This is a genomic window from Hymenobacter sp. HDW8 (assembly GCF_011305775.1).
GTDB classification, from domain to species: domain Bacteria; phylum Bacteroidota; class Bacteroidia; order Cytophagales; family Hymenobacteraceae; genus Hymenobacter; species Hymenobacter radiodurans.
This window is the reverse complement of record NZ_CP049907.1, coordinates 1,125,828-1,152,015: the sequence shown is the minus strand read 5'-3', so window position 1 is coordinate 1,152,015 and position 26,188 is coordinate 1,125,828. Positions and strand designations below refer to the sequence as shown.

The 26,188-nt window shown below is 57.0% G+C and carries 18 protein-coding genes and 1 pseudogene; 10 read left to right on the top strand and 9 right to left on the bottom strand.

The features are described 5' to 3' along the window. Positions 1-12: 12 nt before the first annotated feature. The 4 genes from G7064_RS04720 to G7064_RS04705 form a co-directional block, all read right to left on the bottom strand. The gene (locus tag G7064_RS04720) at positions 13-876 is read right to left on the bottom strand and encodes a universal stress protein (protein ID WP_166072669.1); all 864 of its coding nucleotides are present in this window, start codon (positions 874-876) and stop codon (positions 13-15) included. 404 nt (positions 877-1,280) lie between these two features. Continuing rightward, complete coding sequence (locus G7064_RS04715; protein ID WP_166072668.1) at positions 1,281-2,135, bottom strand: hypothetical protein; 855 nt, start codon at positions 2,133-2,135, stop codon at positions 1,281-1,283. Continuing rightward, a complete protein-coding gene (locus G7064_RS04710) occupies positions 2,111-3,145 on the bottom strand; it encodes a serine hydrolase domain-containing protein (protein WP_166072667.1) in 1,035 nt (344 codons plus the stop codon). The genes G7064_RS04715 and G7064_RS04710 overlap by 25 nt, the downstream gene beginning before the upstream one ends. Positions 3,146-3,341: 196 nt before the next feature. Then, on the bottom strand, positions 3,342-6,578 hold the full coding sequence (locus G7064_RS04705; protein ID WP_166072666.1) for an AsmA-like C-terminal region-containing protein: 3,237 nt from the start codon (positions 6,576-6,578) through the stop codon (positions 3,342-3,344). Between the two features lie 219 nt (positions 6,579-6,797). Here G7064_RS04705 and G7064_RS04700 point away from each other — a divergent pair, with 219 nt between their 5' ends. Further along, positions 6,798-7,694: an alpha/beta fold hydrolase gene (locus tag G7064_RS04700; RefSeq protein WP_166072665.1), complete on the top strand. Its 897-nt coding sequence runs from the start codon at positions 6,798-6,800 to the stop codon at positions 7,692-7,694. Positions 7,695-7,851: 157 nt separating this feature from the next. Further along, complete coding sequence (locus G7064_RS04695; RefSeq protein WP_166072664.1) at positions 7,852-8,145, top strand: putative quinol monooxygenase; 294 nt, start codon at positions 7,852-7,854, stop codon at positions 8,143-8,145. A 210-nt stretch (positions 8,146-8,355) separates the two neighbouring features. On the opposite strand, the gene G7064_RS04690 is transcribed toward G7064_RS04695, so the two are convergent. Continuing rightward, positions 8,356-8,553, bottom strand: a complete 198-nt coding sequence (locus G7064_RS04690) for a hypothetical protein (RefSeq protein WP_166072663.1) — start codon at positions 8,551-8,553, stop codon at positions 8,356-8,358. A gap of 8 nt (positions 8,554-8,561) precedes the next feature. Continuing rightward, positions 8,562-9,362 (bottom strand): J domain-containing protein, encoded by an 801-nt coding sequence (locus G7064_RS04685; protein ID WP_166072662.1) that lies wholly within the window; start codon positions 9,360-9,362, stop codon positions 8,562-8,564. Positions 9,363-9,626: 264 nt separating this feature from the next. Between G7064_RS04685 and G7064_RS04680 the strand changes: the two genes are divergently transcribed. Beyond that, complete coding sequence (locus G7064_RS04680; RefSeq protein ID WP_166072661.1) at positions 9,627-10,694, top strand: DUF4932 domain-containing protein; 1,068 nt, start codon at positions 9,627-9,629, stop codon at positions 10,692-10,694. 63 nt (positions 10,695-10,757) lie between these two features. Here G7064_RS04680 and G7064_RS04675 read toward each other — a convergent pair whose 3' ends face one another. After that, entirely contained in the window at positions 10,758-11,675 is a 918-nt protein-coding gene (locus G7064_RS04675; RefSeq protein ID WP_166072660.1) for a histone deacetylase, read from the bottom strand. Between the two features lie 889 nt (positions 11,676-12,564). Here G7064_RS04675 and G7064_RS04670 point away from each other — a divergent pair. The 7 genes and pseudogenes from G7064_RS04670 (at position 12,565) to G7064_RS23190 (ending at position 25,634) form a co-directional block, all read left to right on the top strand. Then, the gene (locus tag G7064_RS04670; RefSeq protein ID WP_166072659.1) at positions 12,565-13,845 is read left to right on the top strand and encodes a PcfJ domain-containing protein; all 1,281 of its coding nucleotides are present in this window, start codon (positions 12,565-12,567) and stop codon (positions 13,843-13,845) included. Positions 13,846-13,913: 68 nt separating this feature from the next. Then, positions 13,914-15,434, top strand: a complete 1,521-nt coding sequence (locus G7064_RS04665) for a TROVE domain-containing protein (RefSeq protein ID WP_166072658.1) — start codon at positions 13,914-13,916, stop codon at positions 15,432-15,434. Positions 15,435-16,289: 855 nt separating this feature from the next. Further along, positions 16,290-17,690: an RtcB family protein gene (locus G7064_RS04660; protein ID WP_166072657.1), complete on the top strand. Its 1,401-nt coding sequence runs from the start codon at positions 16,290-16,292 to the stop codon at positions 17,688-17,690. Between the two features lie 267 nt (positions 17,691-17,957). Continuing rightward, positions 17,958-19,394: an RtcB family protein gene (locus G7064_RS04655; protein ID WP_166072656.1), complete on the top strand. Its 1,437-nt coding sequence runs from the start codon at positions 17,958-17,960 to the stop codon at positions 19,392-19,394. Positions 19,395-20,052: 658 nt separating this feature from the next. After that, complete coding sequence (locus G7064_RS04650; protein WP_166072655.1) at positions 20,053-20,868, top strand: SDR family oxidoreductase; 816 nt, start codon at positions 20,053-20,055, stop codon at positions 20,866-20,868. A gap of 142 nt (positions 20,869-21,010) precedes the next feature. After that, positions 21,011-23,635 carry an MGH1-like glycoside hydrolase domain-containing protein gene (locus tag G7064_RS04645; protein WP_166072654.1) on the top strand — a complete coding sequence of 875 codons (2,625 nt, stop codon included), beginning with the start codon at positions 21,011-21,013 and terminating at the stop codon, positions 23,633-23,635. 248 nt (positions 23,636-23,883) lie between these two features. Beyond that, positions 23,884-25,634 (top strand): annotated as a pseudogene (locus tag G7064_RS23190) (CocE/NonD family hydrolase). On the opposite strand, the gene G7064_RS22985 reads toward G7064_RS23190, so the two are convergent. Next, entirely contained in the window at positions 25,635-25,934 is a 300-nt protein-coding gene (locus G7064_RS22985; protein WP_317172822.1) for an MOSC domain-containing protein, read from the bottom strand. It abuts the pseudogene before it with no gap. Then, positions 25,883-26,179, bottom strand: coding sequence for a hypothetical protein (locus G7064_RS22980; protein WP_317172821.1), 297 nt, complete (start codon positions 26,177-26,179; stop codon positions 25,883-25,885). The genes G7064_RS22985 and G7064_RS22980 overlap by 52 nt, the downstream gene beginning before the upstream one ends. Between the last annotated feature and the right edge of the window lie 9 nt (positions 26,180-26,188).

Sequence of the window (26,188 nt, the reverse complement as noted above, 5' to 3'; positions counted from 1 at the left end):
TGAAATGCTCTTTTAAAACGTCTCCGGGTGGAAGGTGAGTACTGGTGCTTTGGCCTGCACCGCTACGCTCTCAGCGGTGCTGCCGCCGTGCAGGAAATGCCAGAGGCCCGTGCGGCCGTGGGAAAGCATCACCACCAAGTCGGCGTGCGACTGCTCGGCGTAGCGCGGCACCCCGATGCTCACTTGGGGGGCATTTACCACGTCGGGCTCGAAGTTGAGAATGTGATGGCGGTCGGCGAAGGCATTAATACGGTCGATGGCGTTGGAATAATCTTCCGCGCGGGTTACTACGTCGAGCAGGTGCAGGGTAGCTTCAGGGAAGGCAGCACACACCTGCTTCAAGCTCTTCACGGCGCGGTCGGCTTCCTGAGAAAAATCGGAGGCAAAAACGATGGAGCGCACCTCGAAATGAGGCGCTGGCAGCTTGACTGTGAGCACTGGGCATGGGGCCAGCCGCACCAGCCGCTCGGCGTGCGAATCCAGCTCGAATAAATGCAGGAACGCCGGCGCGTGAACTTGGGCCCCGATTACGACCAGGTCCATGTGCTGCTCGCGGATAACTTCCAGAATGGCCTCGTCTACGTTGCCGGTGGCCACTTGGTCGTGTACCGTTACTTCGGGGGCAATTCGGGCCATTTCGGCAATCAGCTGCCGCATTCGGTGCTTGGTGCGCTGCAGCAGCTCCACCATAAATACGCCGTGCAGCGAGGCTCCGCTCGATACGCCGCCGGTGGTTACCATACCACTGCCAGCCGACGCATCGACTACGTGCAACAACGTGATCTGCCCATGCGTGCGGTGGGCCAGCTGCATGGCTACCTCGAAGGCGTTGTGTGCTTCGGGGGAGAAGTCGGTAGGTACAAGGATGTTTTGCATGGCAGTAAGGGGTGAATGGTAGGCCGAACCAAGTCCTGCACGCTCCTGCAAGGCTGGTGTAATAATTTACATATTAAACTTTAATAAAACAATATAGAAGCTCAACTTTATGCGCTGTTCATTTGCTCCAGTCATTCACTTAACTAACTGATATCGACATACAAACCAATTAATAACAGCGAAGTAATTCCAGGCAAAAGTCTAGTAGCCTCAGTAGCGGCAAAATCCCGAGCGATACTGCAGAAAATGGTGATCAAGCCGCCGCGACTCTATGATCGTGCTGGGGGCTTTTTGGTGTATAAGTTCAAGCAGTGGTACAAAAAAGCCCCAGCTGCATGGCGGCTGGGGCTTCTTGAATGTGGAAAGAGTGTTACCTGCTTCCGGGCAATATCGTCGCTTGCTGCTTATACGCTCCACAGCTGTAGCCCCAGCCACCCATACGACCCTAATACCGTCGCGATTAGGCCCAAGGCGCCATAAGTGAGCAGCAAATACCAGGCTACCACGCGGCTGCGGAACAGGCGGAAGCGTCGCACCGTCAGAACTAGGCCCCAGAGCGTGAGCACGGCGAAGGCCAGCGGCGCTACGAAGAGCAATACACTTTCAAAACTTATGCGTCCGGCCGCCGCCACATTGCCCCCCAAACTGACCAGGGCCAATACAACTATTATCAGCGCCACGGTGGCCAGTAGCGGCAGCAGGCGCGGCAGCAGCTGAAGGCGTGGCAGTTGCTTGCGCAAGGCGTAAATAATCCAGATCAGTCCTGCAATGCTGGAAGTGGTGGCGAGAAGGATGCTGGCCCAGAATAGTGTAGGCGGCAACCACCACCACATGCCCGCTTTAAGCGCGTAACCCTGGGGTGAAATCAATACCAGTTCACCGTCGCGGTCGCGGGTGAGGGCTACGCTCGGCTGGGTCTGGCCGCTGATGCGGAAGGTGAGCGGGCCAGTAGCCAAGAGCGTATCGGGGGCGCCGATAAGAGGCTTGAGCGTAAGTAGTTGCCCACTTTGCTCCAACGAAATGCCCCCTAGCAGGTGAGTACTGAAGCCAGTTAGGGCATTGCGGGGCGCAGCGCTTTGATAGTGACCTAAATAAGGAGCAATGGCTGCCGCATCAAGGGGAAAGGTAGGCGGTGGGGGTGGAGTGGGGTAATCGCGCAGTAGGAAGTCGCGCACCAGAATGCTGATGGTGGTAAGTGGCTTCGCGCCATTATTAGAAAGTGTATAGCCCATGCCTAGCACTCGGTTGTAGGCAAACATGGAGGTAAACCCTTCAATGCCGCCATTATGCCCCGAAACGGGGCCTTGCCTTTCTGGCTGACGATTATGTTGGCGAGGGCGTAGCCGGTTTGCAGGCCGGCGCGGGCTTCGAGGGGGCTATGCACGGTTTCCATTTCGCGTAGACTGGCGGGCTGGAGTAAGGCCGCACCGCCGGGAGTGCGGAAGTCGCGGAGGAAGAACTGCACCCACTGGGCCATGTCGGTGGCGGAGGCACTCACGGAGCCCGCCGGACCCGCATAAATGGGCAGCGCGGATAGTGGCTGATAGCCGCCATCGGCGTAGGTATAGCCGCGCGCCAGCTTCGGATCCGACGCTGGTCGCAGGGTGGCGGTGGCGTCGGGCATACCCAGGGGGCGGAATACGTTTTTAGCGAGATAATGCTCATACGTTTCCCCACTCAGCTTTTCGAGCAGATAGCCCGCCACCAGATACCCAGGGTTGGAGTACGACATGCGCTCGCCGGGCCGCCACCGGCAGCGCAGCTCTTTACGAAAAACCTGAACTATAGCCGTGCCTCTGGGGTCGGTGGGCGTGGTATTGTAGACGTGGTTGAGATGCATGTCGTCGAAGCCGGCGGTGTGTTCCAGCACATGCACCACGCGCACCGGGTCGGTGGCTTCCCAGGGGTTGTCGATGGGTACTTCGGGGGCAATTTTGCGCAGTTCGTCGTTGAGGCTAAGCTTGCCCTGCTCAATCAGTTGCAGCAACCCCACCACGATAAAGGGCTTGGTAACGGAGCCCACCCGAAACAGCGTGTGCGGCGTCACGGGTTTCTTCTGCGCTACATCGGCCAGGCCCAGCCCACCCGCAAAGAGGACCGAGTCGCGGGTGACGAGCGTGAGCAGCAGCCCCGGAATACGCTCCCGCTGCATGATGCGCTCAATCGAATCGGTCAGCTGGGGAATGGTGGTTATTGGTCGGGCTGGGCGCTGGGCCTGAGCGCAGAGAGAAGGTGCCAGCAGCGTCAGAAATAGCAGAAGTCTTTTCACGATAAGCGCAGAAGGAATAAGTAGGTATATGCGGTGGAAGATAGGTGTTCTGCTATTTATTATGATACGAATAGATATTCCGATAGAGTCTTGTGAATGAGAACGACTTGCTGGGGGGCTTTTTTGAATAATGCACCTCTGCATGATAGACGATTTTGGCAGATGCTCGATAAATTTCAAGCTCGAAAAATGCCCACTACGGCCGTAGCAGACGCAGCGTGGTATCGAGGGGCTGGGTGAGCAGTAGTTGCCGGGCCTGCTGGCGCAGCAGTTCCTGCTGCTCGCGTTGTTCGGCTTTCTTGAATAAGCGCACCTTGTAGGGGCTTTTCGCGGCGGGGCGCCGAAGGTTGATATAAGTAGGGCGGCCCCGCGCGCTCCGAATCAGGCGACCTTGCTGAATCCGCTCCACGCGCTTCTGGTTGTTGCCGAAAAGAACCTGCAACGGATTGAGACTTACATATAAGTTGGCCCGTCCGTCCAGATGGTAATAGCCACTCACTTCCAGGTTGCTCAGGTTGCTGTTCAGGCGCAGGCTGGGAATCAGGATGCGTCCGTCATGGAGCAGAAGCTGAGTGCTGACGGGCTCGAAAAACAAGTGACTGGTGCGCTCCGTTTTCATGAACTTCAACGATTCCGTAAAGAAATCAACGTTTAGCAGCTCCAAGTCGCGAATATCCGTTTTGAGGTAGCCCAGCGTGGTATCGAATACAGGCAGGAAAGTAGAGTCGAGGTCGGTGTGCAGGTCGGCGGCGCAGCGCAGGGTGCCGCGCACGTTATGGCCGTCGAGCAGATTGATGTTCATATCGGTGAGCGTGGTGAAGAGCTCGGGAAGAGCAATTCCTTCCAGCTGCGTTTGAACATGCAGAGGGTGGTGGTTTTGACCCGCATTGGTGAGCATGCGTCCGCGCAGCTTAATTTGCCCCCCAAGGGCATTTAGCGAACATTCTTCCAGTAATGCCTCTCCCTCGCGCAGCCGTGAGACCAGCTTAAATTGCGTGCCGCGCACCGCCGTGTACTGCACTTTGTCGGCCTGCACCCGCACTACGGCGCTCAGAATACCGTTGGAAAGTAGCGACTTATCGCGGGGGCTGCCGTTGGCGGTTGCGGCCGGTCTTTTCCTGCGGCTGCCGTTCTGGGCCGACTGGGGGGCATTTTCTTCCTTCACATCTAGGCCGGCCAGCATTTGCAACAATTGCTGCACATCCAGGGTAGCGTAGCGCAGATCGAGGGTGGCTTTGGCGGCCAGCACGCGGGTGCCTGCTACCTGCACGGTAGCCGTGGCTTTGCCGATGCCGCCGCGCGTAGTGGCGAAATTCAGGTAAGGCATCCGTAGAGAACTGCCCGTTTTTTCTAAGCGCAGCCGCAAGTCCCTGATGTTTTCACCAGCCGACAATTGCATGGCATCAATAGTACAGGTAACGTGCCCGTTGGCAGCCAGCAGCAGCTCCCGCAGCGCCGGACTCGCGGGCTCCTTGGCCGAGCGTTGGGGCGGGCGCGCCGCGTGCCGCACCAGGTTCTGATAGTTGAGCTGGTCATATTTTACCGCCAACTCGAAGCGAATGGGGGCCACCTGCTGACTGGTATCGGAGGGCCAGGAGGCACGGCCGCTGACATCGGCGCCCCACACCTGGCCGCGAATGTTGTGGAGCTGTACCCGGCGGCCATCGTGGCGCACGGTTACGGCCAGACGGTTAACGGTATCAGCAGGCAGCAAAAGCCGGTCGCAGCGCAAGCCCACATTCAAGTGCAACCCCGGCGGAAACATGCTCATATCCAGCTTCCCCGACTTAGCAGGCACGGATGCCGCTGTGCGTGCGGCACTGGGCGCTACTGGCCGCAATAGCTCGCGCAAGCGGTCAATACGGACTTCATCGACGGCGAAATTGCCGGTAATATTGGTGGTTGGGTGCCGCTTGGTCAAATAATCTAGCAAATGGTCCGTGGTGGCAGTGGCCCGAAACCGCATGCCATCCAGCACCCCAGTGGCATTGGTTAAGTGCCAGCGACTATCCTGCAAACCAACTCGCACGTTCACGCCCGAGAAATTTGCCCCCCGATCGAGCAGCACGAAGGAAGCATCGCGCAACGTCACGTTGCCGCGCACCGAAAGGCTGTCGGGGTAGATGGGCTTAGTGCCATCTGATTGAGGCGGGAGCGGTCCTCGCAATTGCAAATCGAGCTCGGCCGTGCCGCGCCGCGCCCGCAACAGATCGGGCGCCACTACGGCTGCCAGCTCGGGCAACTCGGTGCGCCCAATTATCTGCCCGGTCAGAAAAGGACGGGTAAAGTCGCGAATAGTGAGGGATATATCGACCCAGCCCGGCGCGGTATGGATGCGACACTGGGGCAGCGTGAGCGTAGTGGTCTGGAGGTTGTGCCCCGGCCCATTGTCGTAGGTGCCGCTTAGGTCCCAGTTTTTGATGTGCCGCGTGGTGTCGGGCCAGGTGAGCTGCGCATCGCGCAGGGCAAAACGCAGGATATTGCGCGGACGGATGGTAGGTCCGCTCAGCCCTCGAATGGTGTAGCGAATGTAGGCTTTGCTGGGACTAGTGGCGCCTTCCACGATGGGGCGCAAACTTTGCGGCAACGCCAAGCGGAGCACATCGGGTAGGGGCTGGGTGCCCACAAACCGGAAGCTAAGCTGCGTGCCCGGCTGGCCGGGCACCACGGTATGCGTGCCGCTGATCTGGACGGTATCACCATTAAGCGTAGCGCGGGTGCGGTAGATATAGCCCTGGCGCTCCCTGAACTTATAGCGGTAATTAACCCAGGCCTGCATGGGCTCGCGCTCAAACAAGGGCTCCGTGGTGGAGCCCAGCCGGCCAAGCTCGCCATCGAGAGTGCCATCTATGCGCAGCACGCCCTGGTGCATATACGCCTTTAGCCGAGCCTGACGCACATGCGCCGCAAACAAGCCGCCGGTAAAGTCATTACGCGTGACGATACGGAAGTTGTTGATGGTCAACGCATCCAGCTTCAGGTTCATCTTGGGTGCCCGGCCCGGCCCTGGTTGGCGTTTGCCTTTGCGCCCCACACTCCAGCTGCGCCCCAGCGAATCGACCCGCTCGTGCAAGACGGCGTCATTGATTACTAAACGCGTGACGTGCACCTGACCTCGCAGCAGCTCGCGCAACGACAGTCGCATATCGGTGCGGGCGATGCTCAACACCGTCATTGGTTGTTGGTAGGCAGTGTCAGTCAGCCGCAAATGCAGGAGGGAAGCCGTAAGGTGCGGAAAGTCGCGCCAGGGCGAAATCTGAACTTCAAACGGGGCCAGCACCAGGGCAGAGTTTTGCCGGTGCTGCTCGCGTACCCATTGCTCCACGCGTCGCTGCCCGACCCGAGTGCCCACCAACGCAGCCACCAGCCCCAGCCCAATGATTACCAGCAATAACCCCGCAACTAATACGCGCCGAAGCCAGCTCAATTTCATAAATAGGACCGCACCAGTTGCGGCTACACGCCTAATTACGAGTAATTAGGGCTTGCCGTCGAGTTAAGGGTAGCTGGGGTAGAAGTGAAACGCAGGTAAGATAGATAGTCCTTTCCTAAGAACCTCAACCTTTACCAGGCAGATGAGGGTTCGAATCAGTAAGTCTTTTTACCTGAACTCTCGTATTCGGCCGTACTTACTCCTGCTGATTTTCCTTGTATGCCTCCAACCGAGACGACCGCTCACCCTGCTAACATTCAGTATCCCTCGGTGCCGCCCGGCCTGAAACTGCTGCAACTGAAGTTTCGGGTACTATCGGCGCTATCTTCCGAGTGGGCTTTTAAGGCCGCCTGGGAGGTATTTACTACTCCGCGCCGTCTACCACTAAAGACTTGGGAGACGAAGGCGCTGGCCCATGCTACCCAGCATTGGGCTCAGGCGGAAAGTGGCCGAATTGCCTACTATGAGTGGAACGGGAGCGGCAGTCGCACGGTGCTGCTGGTGCATGGCTGGGAGCACCGGGCCAGCTTCTGGGGGCACATGGCCGACGGTCTGGCGAAAGCCGGCTTCCGGATCGTGGCTGTGGATGGACCGGCGCATGGCCTGTCGGACGGGAAGCGGGCTACCTTGGTGAGCTTTGCGGGAGCCGTGCAAGCCGTAGCCGATGCTATCGGACCAGTTCATGCCACGGTAGCACATTCCTTTGGGGCCGCGTGCACTGCGGGCGTGCCGGTGCGGTTCAATCAGGCCATTGGGGGGCAATTACCGCGGCTTGTTTTGATGAGTGCGCCCAGCAGTACCCGTAAGGTAGCCGCCCGCTTCGCCCATCTGCTGCATTTGCCCCCCAGCGTAGTGCAGCGCATGGGGCGCTTCATTGAGGAGCAGTACGGCCGCAGTGCCGAAAGCTTCAGCCTACTCGAAACCGGTCGCCAATTGCCCGTGCAGCGCGCCCTGCTTCTCCACGACCACCTCGACCCCAACGTGCCCTTTGCCGAAGCTGAAGAAATTGCCAGTCACTGGCCCGCCTTGGAATTTCGGCCTACTACCGGCTTGGGCCACAACCGCATCATGCGCGACCCCAACGTGATAAAGCAAGTAGTAGATTTTATTGCTTGATAGATGTTAGGAAATAGTACGTGCTGGATTTTGAATTGGTAGCTTAAACTGAATACTCATGAAGGAACTACAGTTTTGAGCTGAACAATACATAGTGTGTTAGACTTGACTACCCATTAGGTTACTCACTTCCATTTACCTCTAACACCCCAAGCGCATGGTCAACGTAGGACTGTTGGTGCGGCTCGAAGCCAAACCCGGAAAAGAACAAGCAGTAGCCGATTTTTTGCGCAGTGGGCTGCCGCTCGTGCAAGACGAGCCCGAAACCATTAACTGGTACGGTATCCAACTAGGGCCGTCAACTTTCGGTATTTTCGACACTTTCCCCGACGAGGCTGGTCGCAAAGCCCATCTTGGCGGCAAAGTTGCCGCCGCTCTCATGGCTAATGCAGGGGAGTTGCTGGCCACTGACCCAGTCATCGAAATGGTTGATATTCTCGCCTCTAAGTAAATTCTGATAGTAGTTCAGGTTAATCAATAAGTAGAAAAGCCCCCAGACATTAACACTGACGTCTGGGGGCTTTTTCTGGCTGTCATGCAGAGCCCAGCGAAGCATCTCGCGTGTTTGATATCAGTAACCCAGCGTCAGCACGCGAGATGCTTCGCTGGGCTCTGCATGACGGTTGTTTAGTTGCTAAGCTCCTTCAATAGTTTAAGCTTCTTAAACCGTTTCCTGGCCTTCAGCTGCGAGTCCACGCAGCACTTCGCGCAAGCCTTCGGGCTCTTGAATTAAGCGAGCTACGTGCTGCACGTATTCAGCTTCAGCGCGTAAGTAGCGCTTCAGTTGGCGCAGTTCGGCTTCCTGCTTCTTGCCAGTCCCGCTAAGCACTTTAGACGGCCCGTATTTCAACTCGTTCAATTGCTGCTTTAGCTCGATTTGCTGCTGGCGGAGCGCCTGGGTGTAGCGCGTAAGAACGTCGTCATCGGCGTGGTCGGTGGGGCGGATTCGGACAGAAGCTGAAGCAGCGTGTACAGGTCGTTAGCCTCGTAGGCTTCCGTGATGCGCTGCATGAGCGCGGTTTTGTGCTGCTGCGCGTCGGGATTGCGCTCTAAGTCGGGGTGATGGGTGCGGGCGAGCTGGCGGTAGAGCGTTTTTGTGTTGGATAACAGTCGTTGCTCCTCCTCGCGAGCGGCTTTTTCGGCCGCTTCTTGGGCTTTCTGGGCTTTGGTTTTACGTCGGGCGCGGGCCTGCTCGGCTGCTTGTTCGTGCGGGGGCAGCGAAGAATCGAAGCTGACGTCGGCGTCGGCGGAATCTGAGGCAGCACTTCGCGCCTTACCTGACTGGCGCTGGGGGGCATATTTCAGCAATATATCCGCCGCATCTTCTCCAAACCGCTCCTGTAAAGCGCGGGCATTTCCCACAATTACGCCCGTAATCTGCTGCTCCTCGGCCCGACTGAAAAAGTGAATCAACAGAGCGTTTTCCAGCGGGGCAAACAACGTCTGCCGCGCCTCCACCACCGCCCGGGCCGCTGGCCCTACCTGTTGCCAATAGCGGCGCCGGGCGTCGGCCTGCTCCGCCTGCAAGTCGCGCAGGCGTTGGCGTAAGCCTTCTACCTGTTGCACTGCCTCCCGAAATGCCTGTTGAGCAGGATTAATAGCTGTATCCGTTGCCGGAATGGGGTAAGAAGTAGCGGCCGGAAGATCGGAGGGGGAGGAAGTATTCATGGGGCAGCAAAGGTAGCGATGACCATTGCGTTATACGTTCGAGCGCAGCTTTACCTACACTTTTGAGTGTCAGGAGTGCGACCCGATGATAGAAAGCCCAGGCTTGACGCAAATCACGAGTAGTTTTATGAGTAGTGTTGACTCATCGCGAGCTGGTGGGTATTTTCGGCTGCCTCCCTTACATTCTTATCCAACTATCCTCTTACTATTCTATCTATGTTTCTGCAAAAAAATCGAGTTTCACTTTGTTGTCTACTAGCCCTTATGCTGCTGGGCTTCCGGCCCTCGCTCCGGGCGCAAGGACAGGCCATCACGGTGAAAACAGACCTTGGAGTAGAGCTGGTGAATACCCTTATGGTGCAGCTTTCCCCGGAATTTATAAAGGACTCGGTCGCCGACCCGCACCTGTTTCGCAGTACCCGGCTGATGCGCGAAAGCTATACCCACTTTGCGCCATTTCGCACTCATGCCGCTGTGCGTCGTACCCAATGGCTGGCCGACAAAATTGGTACCGGCGTGTATTTGCTACCCTTATTCTATCAGGGATTTCCGCGCCCTCGACGGCACACACCCATCTCGACGCCGTTGCTCGAAGCTATTCACCCGAATCCAGACTCGGCAGTACGCATAGCTGATGCTTATATTCGTTTAGTGGGGCGATTTTATCAGGACTCGCACTTCGCGCAATTTCAGCGCGCCAACCAGGCAGTGTACGAGGTGGCCATCTCGGAAGTGAAGCGCAACCTTCCTTCTCCAACCTTTATACCGACCATGGAGCGTTATTATGGCGCCCAAAAGGCAGCGTATTGTATTATCGTCAATCCATTTTTTAAGTCACAGTGGGGCATGGCTTGGGAAGTAGCAGGTGCCAATGGTCCGGTTGCTACCCAAATTGCGGCGCCTTTCGGCGAACAACTGCGCGTACGCGGAAACTTGTTAAAAGCTGGGTTTGACAACGCCGAAGAAGTACGCAAGCTGTCGGTGCATGAGTTCGGCCACACTTTTGTCAATACCTTAACGGCCCAGCCAGCTTTCGCGGCGGGTATTAAAGCGCAAAGCGCCTTGTTTCAACCCATTCCAGGGCATGGACAATACAGCGACTGGGAAACGTCATTCAACGAGCATTTGGTACGAGCCGGTGAGGTTCGCCTGGCGCTGGCACTTGGCCGGGGCGACGTCAGTGAGAAGCTCCGAGCAGACTACGCGGCTTGGATGTATCTGCCGTTTTTTGAGCAGCAGCTCCGGCGCTATGAGGCGGACCGGCAGCGCTATCCTACCCTAGAATCGTTTTTGCCAGACTTAATTAGTGCCTTACCCACGCTCAATCGATAGTGAGTTCAATTGTCACTGCACTGGCCATTATCTACTTATATCTGCGTGCGACGAGGAAGGCGCTCAAAGACTTACCGAGTCACTCCATACTTCATATGCCACCCGAAACGTATTGCAGTGCGCATCCACGATGTCGCTGATCCGCTCGGAGTAGCCGCCGCCCATACTCACGGCCACGGGCAGGTTCTTCTCCCGGCAAAGCCCCAACACGAACTCATCCCGCTGCCGGCAGCCCTTCTTGGTCAGAGCCAGCTTGCCGAGCTTATCCGTCGCCAGTACATCCACGCCCGCTTGAAAAAACACGAAATCAGGCTGCACTTCGGCAAGCAGACGGGGTAACGTAGCGGTTAGCTGCTGAAGGTATTCCGTATCGGAAGTGCCCAGCGCCAACTCCACATCCAGGTCTGACTTCTCCTTGCGCAGCGGATAATTGGCCCCCGCGTGCATGGAAAAGGTGAATACCCGCGGCTCCTGCTGAAATATGCTGGCCGTGCCGTCGCCTTGGTGCACGTCCAGATCCACCACCAATACTTGCTTTGCTAACCCATGATGCAGCAAGTGGGCCGCGGCGATGGCAATGTCATTAAGCACACAAAAACCCTCACCCCGGTCGGCGAAAGCGTGGTGAGTGCCGCCCGCCAAATTAAGCGCCACGCCGTCAGTTAGGGCCCGCCGCGCAGATTGTAGCGTGCCAGCGCTGCTGCTCAAGGAGCGGCGTACGAGCTGTTCACTTTGGGGCAAACCCAGGCGGCGCACCTCAGCAGGGGAGAGGCGTTGATCGCGCACTTTGTGCCAGTACTCTTGGGTGTGCACGCGCAGGATATCCTCCTCGGCGCACAGGCCAGGGTCGTAAAAGTCGGTCTGGGGGGCAATTCCTTGCCACAGCAGCTGCTCCCGAATCAGCTCATATTTGGCAATCGGAAACCGATGACCGGGGGGCAAATCCAGGGTGTAGCGTTCGGAAGTAGCAAGGCAGGGCATGTAGCAGGGAAAGGGCCGAAACGTACGGCTAACTGTTCGTTACAACGCTAGGCAAAAGAGATTGTTCGCATGCTTCGTTTACAAAATCAAGCATAAAATTTATTTATAAATAGTATAAATTATAAAGTCGTGAATAATAAAAAATGCAGTAGCTTGATTTAAACGCTACTTTTAATAATTGTTAAAAAATAATTTAAAAAATATATTTAATAAGTATTGACTTTAATTGAATAACCTTTCTACCTTTGACTCGTTCAAAACACCAAACACAACAACCCACTTCTTTTACCTGTCATGCGCCGCCATATTAATAAGCTAGATATGCCAAGTTTCTCACTGACCCAACGGGATCAGTTCGGGTTCGGCGCGTACGCAGACAGGTGAAATTCTAACGATAGAATTACCCCAAGCAAAACGCCCGAATCCAGCCAGATTCGGGCGTTTTGCTTTCCTATCATATTATAATTTGCTTACTCTCATGTTGTCACCACGCCCAATTCAGCCCAGCTACTTGCCGCTCTTCAGCGTTGTTGCTCCGTGCCGGCGCGACAACAGCTATCGAACAATAAGCACTAGCCATCCAGACCGAAAACGGAGAGGCTAACCCCGAACTACTCCTCACGGTAGATCGATGAGTTTTAATTTAATTAATTGACTTTGATTAGCTGCTTGAAAAAAGCAGCATGAGAAATTATTGTCTATAATTTCAGTGATAAATTAAATACGATAGGTATTTATTTCGAGATAAATAAAATCAGTCTTTAACCTTTTTTGCAAAACATATCATGTACGAAAGCTTCAGAATCCTGCTCAGTGTGCCCGCCTTCGGGCCTACTTCTTCATCTGATTTTTTAATCGGTAAAATCCCTCGTGCAGGGAATCCTCCCCGATGTCCAACCGTAATAAAACCGTATCCCGCCAAGCGCTGGATACCCAACAAGCCCTAGAAGCTTTATCGCGGCACGCTGATCGACGCAAGTGGTCGGCTAGGCAGCAAATAGACTTTCTTTTTTCTTGTGCTACTATCCAGGAGTTGCACGCCCAGGTTTCGGCCGATTCGCCTTTGGCGCTACGCTACCAACACTGGGTAATGGGCCGCAACGCTACGGACCGACACCGCACCCGCCAAGCCTTGCTAACCTTGGCCAATAAGCGCACCGTTCTGCTGGAGCGCTCGGAAATGGTGCCGGCCCTGGGCGTACTATCCACTTACTACTTAAGCCGGCAACGCGACCTGGCCGACTGGCAACCCCGGACGCGCAACGTGTATCGGCAACTGGAAAGCTTGGTGCGCCACCTCTTCGATGGCTACGGCGACGTACCCGGCTGGGTGCTGGAAGCCTGGGCCACGGGCGAGCTAACCTGCGGCGGCGTCAATTTGGCCGAACTGACCATTCATTTAGGCAACGGTCGGTCGTTGCGCAGCTTCTCTGGTCAGCCCCGGCCCATCACCAAAAAGCTGGAGCACGCTATGCGCCAGGCGCCGGCGGGCTGCACCTATATCGAAGCCTTACGCTATGCTCAGTTGGCGTGTCGGGGGGCGCTGGAGTGGATTGGGCCGGTGCTGCAAACCGCCTGGAGCCGCACGGTAGGTCCCGATGACGACTTCTGGCTGGATCTGGTCGACCTTTTTGCCACTACACCCATGGTCGACCCGCAGCAGTTCGGGCCGGTGTGCGACTGGATTCACCATAAGCGCACCGTGGGCATCGGCGACGAGCCGCCCCAGCCGGGGTTTTCCCTAAAGGGGCGCTCTATGGCTAGTCTACTGGCGCAAACGGAGCAGTGGCACCGAAGCCTGGGCTTGCTGCGGCGTCACGCCGGGCACCTGCTCTCGGCTACCTGGAACCCGCTGCCAGTGAGTGACTTCACCAGTGGCGACGACCAGCGGGTGGTCATTACCCAACTGCGCACCTATGGGCAACTAGTGGATGAGGGCAACGCCTTGCGACACTGCGTGGCTTCCTATCTGCAGTCCTGCCAGAAAGGGCGTTGCAGCATCTTTTCGCTGAGGCTAGATGGCGCCCGCGTCATCACGCTGGAAGTGCAGCACAACCGCACTATTGTGCAGGCAAAAGGCCGCTACAACCGCGCTCTGGCCGATAATGAGCGGTTTTGGGTGACGCGCTGGGCTACCGAAGCTCAGCTCACGCTCTCCAAGCATTTGTAACATTAGCCCATCCAGCACTACCGAACACAGAATAAAAAACACCACCCCACCCAAAAAAGCCTCCCACCATGCGCTTCAACCTTACTCTTCGTAAAGCTACTACTACCAACCACGAGGGCGCCGCAGCCTTCGCTCTCACTCCCCAGTTGGAGTTGTACGCTGCCGTAGCCACTGCCGCCCTCAGCGACCAGTTCTACGAAACCGCCGACACTCGTTTGCTCCGCTTGCGCGATTTAGTGGCCCGCAACGACCCTGAGTTTGTGGCCCGTTTGGCGGTGTACGCCCGCGAGCAGCTGTACCTACGCACCGTGCCCTTGGTGCTCACCGTGGAGCTGGCCCGCCTGCACCGCGGCGACAACCTGGTAAGCCGCTTGGTGGCCCGGGTGGTGCAGCGCGCCGACGAAATCACGGAGTTGCTGGCCTTCTACGCCCAAGCTAACGAACGCGACGGGGTAAAAACCCTCAATCGCCTCTCTAAGCAGCTGCAGAAAGGCTTGGCTCTGGCTTTCAACCGCTTCGACGGCTACCAGCTGGCCAAGTACGACCGCGCCGGTCGGGTACGCCTCCGCGACGCCTTGTTTCTGGTGCACCCCACGCCCCGAAATGCGGAGCAGCAAGTCTTGTTCGACCAGCTCGTGCAGGGCACGTTGCCCACGCCTTACACCTGGGAAACCGAGTTGTCGGCCCTTGGGCAGCAGCACTTTGCTTCGGCATCGGAGCGTAAGGATGCCTTCCGCTCGGCTTGGGAAACGTTAGTTGGAAGCGGTAAGCTGGGCTACATGGCCTTGCTCCGCAACCTGCGCAACATTCTCGAAGCCGACGTGTCGGCGGAGGCGGTGGAGCAGGTATGTGCCCGCCTTACCGACCAAGTGGCGGTAGCGCGCTCCAAGCAGTTGCCTTTCCGCTTCCTAGCCGCCTATCGCGAGGTCCTGATCGTACAGTCGGGCTACGTGGCGGTGGTGTTGGAAGCGCTGGAAACGGCCATTGCCCACAGCGTGGCCAACCTGCGCGGCTTCGACGCCGGTACCCGCGTACTGGTGGCCTGCGACGTGTCGGGCTCGATGCAGCAACCCATATCAGCGCGCAGCAAAGTGCTGCTCTACGACGTGGGCCTGGTGCTCGCCATGTTGTTGCAAAGCCAATGCAGCCACGTAACCACCGGCATGTTCGGTGCTACGTGGAAGCGCATCAGCCTGCCCCGCGGCCGGGTGTTGCAAAACGTGCAGGAGTTCTACCGCCGCGAAGGCGAGGTAGGCTACAGCACTAACGGCTACCTGGTCGTCCGGGACTTGGTGCAGCGCCGCGAAGTGGTGGATAAGGTGATGCTTTTCACCGACGCCCAACTCTGGAACAGCACCGGCGACGGTAACACGCTGGCCCGAGCCTGGAGCGACTACCGCCGTACTGTAGCACCCAACGCCCGCCTGTACCTGTTTGACTTGGCCGGCCACGGCACAACTCCCCTGGAGGTGCGCGCCGACCACGGCGTCGCCCTGATTGCGGGTTGGTCGGATAAAGTGTTCGACGTGCTGCAAGCCCTGGAAAACGACGAGTCGGCCTTGGCTGAAATAGAAAAAATTGATTTGTAAACCTGAGTACCGAGAGGGGAGAAGTGCGCTGGCTGCGGCCACAAAGTGCACGCTTGAAATCTCCCTTCTCACTCTCAGTTTAACCTTTAAACCCAACAGTCGGGGGCCTAAATGCACAGCCAAACGGGCTGGGCCTGCTCCCGACTACTTGGAAACCAACCTACAGGCAAGGTGCCGTAGATGGGCGTTACTTCGTCGGTGAATCAGGCGGCCTTCGGGCTACCTGTCAGGGTTCGAATCCCGCTGGGGGGCTTTTTGCCGCCCAGACACGCCTACCGCTGTTGCCCTTGCCGCTGGGTTTGGTTAGATAAATATCCCGCCGGGTGTCGTTGGGTAGCGTTCCTTCGGGTCGCAGGTTCGAATCCTGCCTTTCGCCTACGCTCCAGGCGGCGAAAGTAGCTCAGTTGGTAGAGCAGAACGGCTTTGGCCGCGCTTCCCATTTTTTACCCCGGTTGGTATACATAAAAGTACCTCGTTGGGTGCCGTAGCCTAGCCTTACTTCGATTCAGATTCGCCGGGTCGGGGGTTCGATTCCCTCTCGTCAGCCTTCGGGCTGATGGTAGCTCAGTTGGTTAGAGCAGGACAGTTGGCTGGGCGCCTTGTTGCCCCAATGAGGAGCCGAGCCGGAAGCGGTGTCGTCGGGTAGTATTCCTTCGTTCTGAAAATACGCAATCGGACTGCCCACTTTTTTACCCGTTTCCGTGCCTCGGCAAATTGGCAATTTTATTTAGTCGGATGCCGTACGTCCGCGTTCCTTCGACCTGTCACGTCGGGTGTTACGCAAGTACCCCACAGACGCGGACGGCCTGTTGCTCCGGCTTTGCCAAACCTTTTTCACTCAATAAAAAAACTCTCATGGCTCAACAATTACGCGGCAACGACCTCCGTCAACTCGGCTTTCCCGAGGGCCGCGCCATCGGTCTCGCGTTAGCGCAATTGCAGCGCAAGCATCTCAAACGACTCTCGCTTACCGCTCAGCTCACGCTCTTAGAGCAAATTCTGACTACTCCCATGGACTTTGTTACGCACCTCGATTGGAGCCACGTGGCAGCCGCGTTGCTCCCACCACCTTCGCGCCATATCGAATTGGTGGCGCGCAAACCCTACGCCCTCTACGGGGCTGAACACATTGAAGCCGGCGCCCTGCACCAAATGGACACGGCCATGAAACTGCCCGTGACGGTAGCGGGTGCCCTCATGCCCGACGCCCACCACGGCTACGGCTTGCCCATTGGCGGCGTGCTGGCCACCGACAACGCCGTGATTCCCTACGCCGTGGGCGTGGACATTGGCTGCCGGATGGCGCTGTCGATCTTCAATTTGCCCCCCAAGCACCTCACCCAGCGGGTGCAGGAGTTGCAAAAACTGCTCTTGGACAACACCCGTTTCGGCAACCGAACTGGCTTTCAGCACGGCAAGAAAATGGGCCACGAGGTACTAGACCGGGAGGAGTTTCGCGACATTCCTTTCCTGCGCAACAAGCAGGCAACGGCCGCCGAGCAAATCGGTACGTCGGGTTCCGGCAACCACTTCGTCGAATTTGGCATCGTGGACATCACGGAGCCTAATAACGAGATGGGCGTACCAGTGGGCCAGTATTTGGGCTTGTTGTCGCACTCCGGCTCACGGGGTTTGGGTGCTGGTGTGGCCAACCATTACACGAAGTTGGCCATGGAAAACTGCCAGCTGCCCTCTGAAGCCAAGCACTTAGCCTGGCTTTCCCTCGACGGGGAATTGGGGCAGGAATACTGGGCGGCCATGAACTTGGCGGGCGCGTACGCCTCGGCCTGCCACGAGCACATTCACCAGCGGATGGCGAAAGCCCTGGGCGAGCGGCCCTTGGCGAAAGTGGAAAACCACCACAACTTCGCGTGGCGCGAAAAGCTAGCCGACGGCCGAGAGGTGATTGTGCACCGCAAGGGCGCCACGCCAGCCGGCAAAGGCGTGCTCGGCATTATTCCCGGCTCGATGACTGCCCCCGGCTTTATCGTGCGCGGCCGGGGCGTGGCCGATTCCTTAGGGTCGGCCTCGCACGGGGCTGGCCGCCTCATGTCGCGCACGCGGGCCAAGCAGGAGCTAAGCGAGTCGGCGGTGCGCCAGCACCTCACCGACCACGGCGTGGTGCTGCAAGGCGGCGGCCTCGACGAAGCGCCCATGGCCTACAAGGACATCCACGCCGTGATGCAAAGCCAGCAAGAGCTAGTGGACGTGCTCGGCTCCTTCACCCCGAAAATCGTGCGCATGGATGGTGCGTAGATGATGTAAAAAGCCCCCCAGAAAATAACTGGGGGCTTTTTTTGTGTGAGTAAGAAGCAAACAGACCGTCATGCAGAACGGAGTGAAGCATCTCGCTCAAGCATTTAGATTAGTAATCTTACGACCGCGAGCGAGATGCTTCGCTTTGCTCTGCATGACAGTCTTACGAACACAAAACCTCTTATATCAACCTCACAAATTAAGCTCAACCATAACCTATAAGCACCGATCAGCGCTACAACTGGGAACCACCCACCTCTCGGCATTATGGCCAAAGCGACCAACAAACTCCACAGCAAGGACCTGCGCCAGATCGGCTTTACCAACGACCAGCACATCAGCCTTGCCCTCGATATCCTCGACCAACGTGAGCTACGCCGACTCGATAAGGGCAGCGCGCAAGCCTTGCTACAGGAAATAAAAAACGACCCGTTCAAGTACCTGCGAGACGAAAACTGGCGGCCACTCGCAGAGCAGCTTGTGCCCCAGCCGTCGCGCGATGTGGCCCTCAATCCAGAAATTAAAGACTACCGCCGTTACGGTGAGGCTTTTATTGAAGATGGCGCCCGCAAGCAGATGGATACGGCCATGCAGCTACCCGTAACCATTGACGGGGCACTCATGCCCGATGCGCACCAGGGCTACGGCCTGCCCATCGGCGGCGTGTTGGCGGTCGATAACGCGGTGATTCCCTACGGTGTGGGAATGGATATAGGCTGCCGCATGGCGCTGTCCATCTTCGACATGCCAGCCAGCTACTTGAACAAGCACAGCCAGGATTTGCGCAAGCTGCTGCTGGAGCACACCAAGTTTGGCAACAAAGAAGTGTTCAAGAAACCCTTCACCGACGACCCCATTTTCGAGCGGCCAGAGTTTCGCGAAATCGGGGTGGTGCGGCAAAAGCGCGATTCGGCAATTTCTCAGATGGGTAGCTCGGGCTCGGGCAACCACTTTGTGGAATTTGGGCTAGTAGATATTACCGATCCGAATAATGAAATGGGCGTACCCATTGGGCAGTACGTCGGCTTACTGTCGCACAGCGGCTCGCGAGGCTTAGGAGCAGCCGTGGCCCAGCATTTCACCAAAGTAGCCATGGAAAAATGCCCCCTGCCGCCGCAGGCGCGGCATTTGGCGTGGCTGGGGCTGGACTCGCAGGAAGGGCAGGAGTACTGGCGCGCCATGAACCTAGCGGGTGACTACGCCTCGGCCTGCCACCACGATATTCACCGCCGCCTCAGCAAAGCCTTAGGTAATAAAGCGCTGGCCCAAGTAGAAAATCACCACAATTTTGCCTGGCGCGAAAAGCTGCCTGATGGCCGTGAAGCCATTGTACACCGCAAGGGCGCCACGCCCGCTGGGAAAGGCGTGCTCGGCGTTATTCCCGGCTCGATGACGGCCCCCGGCTTTATCGTACGTGGCCGTGGGGAGCGGGACTCGCTCCAATCGGCTTCCCATGGTGCCGGGCGCCGCCTCAGTCGCACCCAGGCCAAAGCGCAGATAGGAGAGGGCGACATGCGCCGCCAACTGCGCGACCACGGCATAGAGCTAATCGGCGGCGGCCTCGACGAAGCACCTGCCGCCTACAAAGACATCCACCAGGTAATGGCCCACCAGCGCGACTTGGTAGATGTGCTGGGCACGTTCACGCCTAAAGTAGTACGTATGGATGCGGGCGGCGGTAGAGGGAAAGGGCGGGGAGAGTAGCTAGGGGGCTTTTTTTGTCGTATCACCTATGTGTCAGCAGTATTGACACCAAACAGAAGATACTCCCGTCGATTAAGTGCGCCTACTGCCTCGACCACTTCTTCCTGAAGGCGTCTTCTGCCTTTTTCTGTTCGACTTTAAAAATGTCAACCTTATATTTAGCTAGGATGACACTGTCCATAAATTGGTTATAGCAAATCAATGTCATTTCATCTTCATCAAGAGAACACCCTAGTGAGCGAACAAGCATACCATACTTCTTCCTTAGCGTATCCGGATCAACTGTCGCTCCACCAATGCCCCAAAAGTAATAGCCAATTATACCTCCTTTAATATCGGCCTTAGCTCGGGCTATACCCTTATGGCAAGGGCTTTCTTCCTGCGTGGCAGTTACTTTAGTCTCCGTAGTCCTGCCAGCTGGATTGCTTGGATGCTGATCATTACAGGACCACATAAAAGCTACGCTCAAAAGCAGGACTGAATTTCTGTTAATCAGCATAAGGAGAAAACATTTACCACAAGGTAAGCCTATTCAGCACTCATCAGCTCCTCCGTAGCAACCCCCAACCCAAAAATAGAGTACGGCAGAACTTCGCTTTGTGCGGCCAGCTTTGCGCGTAGCCGTATAAGTATCATTTCGCCAAACCTACATACCGCTATGGCTTCAGCTTCTACAAAACGCTTACACAAGCAAATTGCGCTGGTTACGGGAGGAAGTTCAGGAATTGGAACAGGCGTAGCGGTGGCCCTGGCCGAAGCGGGCGCAACCGTGGTGGTCAACTACCATAGTGATGCTGAAGAGGCGGAGCAGGTAGTGGCACACATCAAGGAAAAAGGCGGCAAGGCCATTGCCATGAAGGCCGATGTGAGCAAAGAGGACCAGGTGCAGGCGATGTTTCGGCAGACGATTGAGCAGTTTGGTACGCTACATATTCTGGTGGCCAACTCCGGTATTCAGCAGGATGCAACGCTGGTCGACATGACCTTGGAGCAATGGCAGAGGGTTATTGACGTGAACCTAACGGGTCAGTTTCTGTGCGCCCGCGAAGCGGCGCGGGAGTTTATCCGGCGCGGCGTGAAGGAAGATATATCTAGGGCCGCCGGCAAGATTATCTGCATGAGCTCGGTACACGAAACCATTCCGTGGGCGGGTCATGTGAACTATGCTGCCTCGAAGGGCGGGCTGATGCTGCTCATGAAAAGTATGGCCCAAGAGCTGGCACCGCACAAAATACGGGTGAACAGCATTGCGCCGGGCGCTATTAAAACGCCCATCAACAACGAGGCTTGGGAAACGCCCGAAGCGGCTCGCAAACTGCTGGAGCTGATTCCCTACGGGCGCATTGGGGAGGTGGAGGATATCGGGCGGGTGGCCGCGTGGCTGGCCTCTGACGAGGCCGATTATGTCCACGGTACCACTATCTACGTGGATGGCGGCATGACCTTGTATCCGGGCTTTGCCGATAACGGGTAGGAAGGTAAAACGCGGTAGCTGACCGAAAAAGGCCGACATTGTAGCCGCCAGGTCCTGCGAAAATGAGCCGCTAGAGCTTGCGTTTTGCCATGCCCAACACTACTTTTTAGCCGGGCAAACAGGCCCGTGCTTCAACACACTTATGACGCAAGAACACCTACGCTTAGCTGAATCAAACGCTCAAAATACCGTCTGGAAGAAGTTTGGACCTTACCTCACCGAACGGCAATGGGGTACCGTGCGCGAAGACTACAGCGCCAACGGCAACGCTTGGGAGTATATCACCCACGAGCTGGCTCGCAGCTATGCCTACCGTTGGGGTGAGGAAGGGCTGGGGGGCATTTCTGACCACCGACAGCGCCTGTGCTTCTCGGTGGCGCTCTGGAATGGGGCCGACCGTATTCTAAAAGAGCGCCTGTTTGGCCTAACCAACGGACAGGGCAACCACGGCGAGGACGTAAAGGAGTATTACTACTACCTCGACAGCACGCCCACGCACTCCTACATGAAGATGCTGTATAAGTATCCGCAGCAGAAATTCCCGTATGAGCTGTTGGTAGAAGAAAATGCCAAGCGCACCCGCGACCAGCCTGAGTATGAGCTGGATGAGACCGGTATCTTCGACGACAACCGGTATTTCGATGTGTATGTGGAGTATGCCAAGGCGGGCATCGATGATATTCTGATTCAGATAACGGTGCACAACCGGGGGGCAAATATGGCCCCCATTATGGTGCTGCCGCAGGTGTGGTTTCGCAATACTTGGGCTTGGGGCCACGACGACTATCGGCCGACGATGAGCACGCCCGCGCCCGGCGTGGTGCAGACCGACCACAAGGTGATGGGGCGCTACCAGTTGTATTGCGACCAGAATCCGCCGCTGCTTTTCTGTGATAACGACACCAACGGCGACAAACTGTATGGTCTGTCGGCGGAGGGCTTATTCTTCAAGGATGGCATCAACGATTATGTCGTTAATGGGAAACTGGATGCCATAAACCCGGCTCATACCGGCACCAAAGCCGCTGCTCAGTACACGCTGCACGTACCCGCCGGCGGCTCCCAAACGGTGTGCCTGCGCCTGAGCCAAGCCGAGCTGGAATCTCCGTTCGCTGATTTCGCCGACATTTTTACGGCCCGTCAGCAGGAATCCGATGAATTTTATGCCCGCATTCAGGAGAAGGTAAAAGACCCGGATGCGCGCAATATTCAGCGTCAGGCCTTTGCGGGAATGCTCTGGAGCAAGCAATTCTACTACTACGACATGGCCCAGTGGATCGATGGGGACCCGAACATGCTGGCTCCGCCCAACCAACGCCGCACTGGCCGCAACAGCAACTGGCGCCACCTGTATAACGACGACATCATCTCGATGCCCGACAAGTGGGAGTACCCGTGGTACGCGGCCTGGGACCTCGCTTTTCACTGTTTGCCCTTAGCCATGGTAGATGCGCAGTTTGCCAAGCACCAGCTGCGCCTGCTCACCCGCGACTGGTACATGCACCCCAACGGCCAGCTGCCGGCCTACGAGTGGAACTTGAGCGACGTGAACCCGCCGGTGCACGCCTGGGCCACCTGGCGCGTGTATCAAATGGATAAAGAACAGAATAACGGCAAGGGGGATACGCACTTCCTGGAGTCGGTATTCCATAAGCTCACCCTCAACTTTACCTGGTGGGTAAACCACAAAGACAAAAGCAACCGCAATATCTTCGAGGGGGGCTTTTTGGGGCTTGATAACATTGGGGTGTTTGACCGCTCGGCCCCGCTGCCTACGGGTGGCACCATCGAGCAGTCGGATGGCACCAGCTGGATGGCCATGTACGCGCTTAATCTTATGCGCATTGCCCTGGAGCTGGCCCAAACCAACCCCGTGTACCAGGATATTGCCAGCAAGTTCTTTGAGCATTTCCTCTACATTGTGGAGGCCATGACCCGAAGCGGCGACGGTGCTTTCAACCTGTGGGACGAGGAGGACGAGTTCTACTACGACGTGCTGCACACCCCCGATAATGTACGCACCAAGCTCAAAGTGCGCTCTATTGTGGGCCTGATTCCGTTGTTTGCGGTGGAAGTGCTCGACGACGAGCTGCTGGCGGCCATGCCCGATTTTACCCGTCGCCTGCGCTGGATGCTGGACAATCGGCCCCAGCTGGCGGAGCTGGTGTCACGGTGGCTGGAGCCCGGCAAAGGCGACCGACACTTACTGTCGTTGCTTCGTAGTCATCGGCTCAAATGTCTGCTGCGGCGCATGCTGGATGAGGCCGAATTTCTGTCGGAATTTGGGGTACGAGCCATGTCGCGCTATCACCTCGCAAAGCCGTATGTGTACCCCACTCCGGAAGCGGAGTTTACCGTGGGCTATGTGCCCGGCGAAGCGGAATCGAGCATGTTTGGGGGCAACTCCAACTGGCGCGGGCCAATCTGGTTTCCGATTAACTACTTGATTATTGAGTCGTTGGAGAAGTTTTATACCTATTACGGCGACTCTCTGAAAGTAGAATACCCCACGGGTTCGGGTGAGTTGCGCAACCTCCGCGATATTGCCGCCGCCCTATCGGAGCGCCTGACCAAGCTTTTCCTGAAAGACGAAAATGGCCGCCGCCCTGCTTTCGGCAACTCCGAGCTGCTCCAAACCGACCCGCACTTCAGGGATAATCTGCTTTTCCACGAATATTTCCACGGCGACGACGGCCACGGCCTGGGTGCCAACCACCAAACCGGTTGGACGGGGCTGGTGGTGCGCCTGCTTCAGCCGCAGTCGTAAGGTGTGTAGGGGGTAGTAGCCGCTCATAAGAAGTAAGGCTAGTCTGCTGTTGCGCATTTTATTTCCTAGTATTGAAACCGCATTCCTCTGTTTCACCTGCCCCCTAAGATGCTTCGTTTCAGTACTGCTGCTTTTTGCTTCGCTAGTGTTATTCTGCTGACTGCCCCCACGGCGCAGGCGCAGCAAAATGCCCCCAGGATTCCATCTTCGTGCGTCAGAACTACCGCAAGCTCGACCGCCTTATTCCGATGCGCGATGGAGTGAAATTGTACACGGTCATCTACGTGCCCACCGACGCGACGAAGAAAAATCGGTACCCGTTTCTGCTGGAGCGCACGCCGTATTCGGCCGCACCGTACGGCGAAACAAACTACCCCACTACCGGCCCTGGCACAAGCCGGGCTCTCTCGCAGGAGAAATACATTTTCGTGTATCAGGATGTGCGCGGACGCTACAAAAGCGAGGGTCAGTTTGAGGAGGTGACGCCCAACGTGCCCGGCAACAAAACCAAGCAAACGGACGAAAGCTCTGATACTTACGATACCATTGAGTGGCTGCTTAAGAACGTGCCCAACAACAACGGTAAGGCCGGTATTACGGGCATTTCGTACCCTGGTTTCTACGCCACAGCCGCTCTCCCCGACGCTCATCCGGCCCTGAAAGCCGTGTCGCCCCAGGCCCCGGTGACAGATGAGTTTATCGGCGACGACGCCCGTCACAACGGCGCGTTTTTTCTGCTCGATAACTTCTCATTTACCAATTATTTCGACGCGCAGCGTACCGGTCCGGTAGAGGAATATAAGCCGTTATTCACTTTCCGACCGAAAGATGCATACCAGTTTTTCCTCGATTTAGGACCGATCAAAAACGCCAATGCGCCGCAGTATTTTAACAACAAAGCCAAGATCTGGAATGAGTATCAGGAGTACGATACGTACGATGCGTACTGGCAGGCACGCAACATCCGAACGGCGCTGAAAAATGTAAAGCCCGCCGTTCTGGTTGTGGGGGCTTTTTTGACGCAGAAGATTTGTTTGGCGCGCTCAATACCTACAAAGCCATTGAGCAGCAAAACCCCCGCAATAACAACCGCCTGGTGATGGGCCCTTGGACCCATGGCGCGTGGTCGCGGGCAGATTGGAGCCAGTTTGGGCCGCTGAGTTTTGGCAGCAACACGGCCAAGTATTTTCAGGAGGACATTGAACTGAAGTTTTTCAACTCCTACCTCAAAGACAAAGGCAACTTCACCCAGGCCGAAGCCACTATATTCAATACCGGCACCAACGAGTGGAAGACGTTTGAGCAGTGGCCACCGGCCGCCACCCAGGCCCAAACGCTATACTTTCAGCCCAATGGAGCACTTGCTTTCTCGGCCGCTGCTGCTGCGGAAAGCTTTGCTGAGTACGTAAGCGACCCCGGCAAGCCGGTGCCCTACACCGATGGTATTTTTGCTCGTCGCAACAACGAATACATGATCGAGGATCAGCGCTTTGCGGCCCGCCGCCCCGATGTGCTGGTCTTCCAAACCGCTCCCCTCACCGAGGATCTTACGCTGGCCGGCCCCCTTACTGCCGACCTATTTGTGACCACCACTGGCACCGATGCCGACTTTGTAGTCAAGCTCATCGACGTGCTCCCCGACACGGCCCGCAATCCTTCACCCAATCCCAAAAACCTTCAGATGGCTGGCTATCAGCGCCTAGTGCGCGCGGAGGTAATCAGGGGACGTTTTCGCAATAGCTTTGAAAAGCCGGAGCCGTTTCAACCAGGTCAGGTGGCAGAAGTGAAATATGAGTTGCCCGGTGTGCTGCACACCTTCAAGAAAGGTCATCGCCTGATGGTGCAGGTGCAAAGCTCCTGGTTTCCGCTCGTCGACCGCAACCCGCAGACCTTCGTGGACATTGATAAGGCTGAGGACAAAGACTTTGTGAAAGCTACGCTGCGCTTGTACCACGATGCCCAACACCCATCGGGCCTGCGGGTGATGAAGCAGCCATAACTAAGCGCCGGTAGCGCCGGTCGGCAAGGCCGATTCCAGTACGCGCACCACATCGCCCACCCGAATTTGCCCCCCACGGATGATGCGAGCCGTAAGGCCGCCGTGGCCGCGCATGGCGTTGTAGCCGCCGGGCCCGAGCTCTTCTTCCATGCGGGAGCAGGGGTGGCACTCACCGGTTATTTCCAGAATAACCTCGTCGCCTAGCTGCACTTGCCGGTTTTTCAGCGCCAGCAGATTCAGGCCGCTGACTACCAGGTTGCGCCGCAATCGGCCCGGCTCCACGGGGCCATCGAGCCCCAAAAAGCCCCCACGGCTGCTAAGTGCTCCTGTTGGATAAGCGTAACCTGGCGTTTGCCGCCGGGCTTGGGGCGGGCGTGGTCGCCGCGCAGGTGAGCGTCCGTCAGTACTTCCACTTCGGGCAGCGATACAAGCGGCTCGCGCCGCACCGGCCGAATACCAATCCACTCGATGCGACCGGTTTGGGGCAAGGTGGAGAGCAAGCGGGCAATAGTCGATTTGTCGTCGCCGAAGAAGGGAAAAGCCATATGAGGATA

What these genes read in the sequence shown, in the direction of transcription:
- G7064_RS04670 (WP_166072659.1), top strand. Translation starts at nt 12,565, where the DNA reads ATGTCCAACCGTAATAAAACCGTATCCCGCCAAGCGCTGGATACCCAA.
- G7064_RS04665 (WP_166072658.1), top strand. Translation starts at nt 13,914, where the DNA reads ATGCGCTTCAACCTTACTCTTCGTAAAGCTACTACTACCAACCACGAG.
- G7064_RS04720 (WP_166072669.1), bottom strand. Translation starts at nt 876, where the DNA reads ATGCAAAACATCCTTGTACCTACCGACTTCTCCCCCGAAGCACACAAC.
- G7064_RS04680 (WP_166072661.1), top strand. Translation starts at nt 9,627, where the DNA reads ATGCTGCTGGGCTTCCGGCCCTCGCTCCGGGCGCAAGGACAGGCCATC.
- G7064_RS04655 (WP_166072656.1), top strand. Translation starts at nt 17,958, where the DNA reads ATGGCCAAAGCGACCAACAAACTCCACAGCAAGGACCTGCGCCAGATC.
- G7064_RS04675 (WP_166072660.1), bottom strand. Translation starts at nt 11,675, where the DNA reads ATGCCCTGCCTTGCTACTTCCGAACGCTACACCCTGGATTTGCCCCCC.
- G7064_RS04695 (WP_166072664.1), top strand. Translation starts at nt 7,852, where the DNA reads ATGGTCAACGTAGGACTGTTGGTGCGGCTCGAAGCCAAACCCGGAAAA.
- G7064_RS04685 (WP_166072662.1), bottom strand. Translation starts at nt 9,362, where the DNA reads ATGAATACTTCCTCCCCCTCCGATCTTCCGGCCGCTACTTCTTACCCC.
- G7064_RS04650 (WP_166072655.1), top strand. Translation starts at nt 20,053, where the DNA reads ATGGCTTCAGCTTCTACAAAACGCTTACACAAGCAAATTGCGCTGGTT.
- G7064_RS04705 (WP_166072666.1), bottom strand. Translation starts at nt 6,578, where the DNA reads ATGAAATTGAGCTGGCTTCGGCGCGTATTAGTTGCGGGGTTATTGCTG.
- G7064_RS04645 (WP_166072654.1), top strand. Translation starts at nt 21,011, where the DNA reads ATGACGCAAGAACACCTACGCTTAGCTGAATCAAACGCTCAAAATACC.
- G7064_RS04660 (WP_166072657.1), top strand. Translation starts at nt 16,290, where the DNA reads ATGGCTCAACAATTACGCGGCAACGACCTCCGTCAACTCGGCTTTCCC.
- G7064_RS04715 (WP_166072668.1), bottom strand. Translation starts at nt 2,135, where the DNA reads ATGTTTGCCTACAACCGAGTGCTAGGCATGGGCTATACACTTTCTAAT.
- G7064_RS22980 (WP_317172821.1), bottom strand. Translation starts at nt 26,179, where the DNA reads ATGGCTTTTCCCTTCTTCGGCGACGACAAATCGACTATTGCCCGCTTG.
- G7064_RS04700 (WP_166072665.1), top strand. Translation starts at nt 6,798, where the DNA reads ATGCCTCCAACCGAGACGACCGCTCACCCTGCTAACATTCAGTATCCC.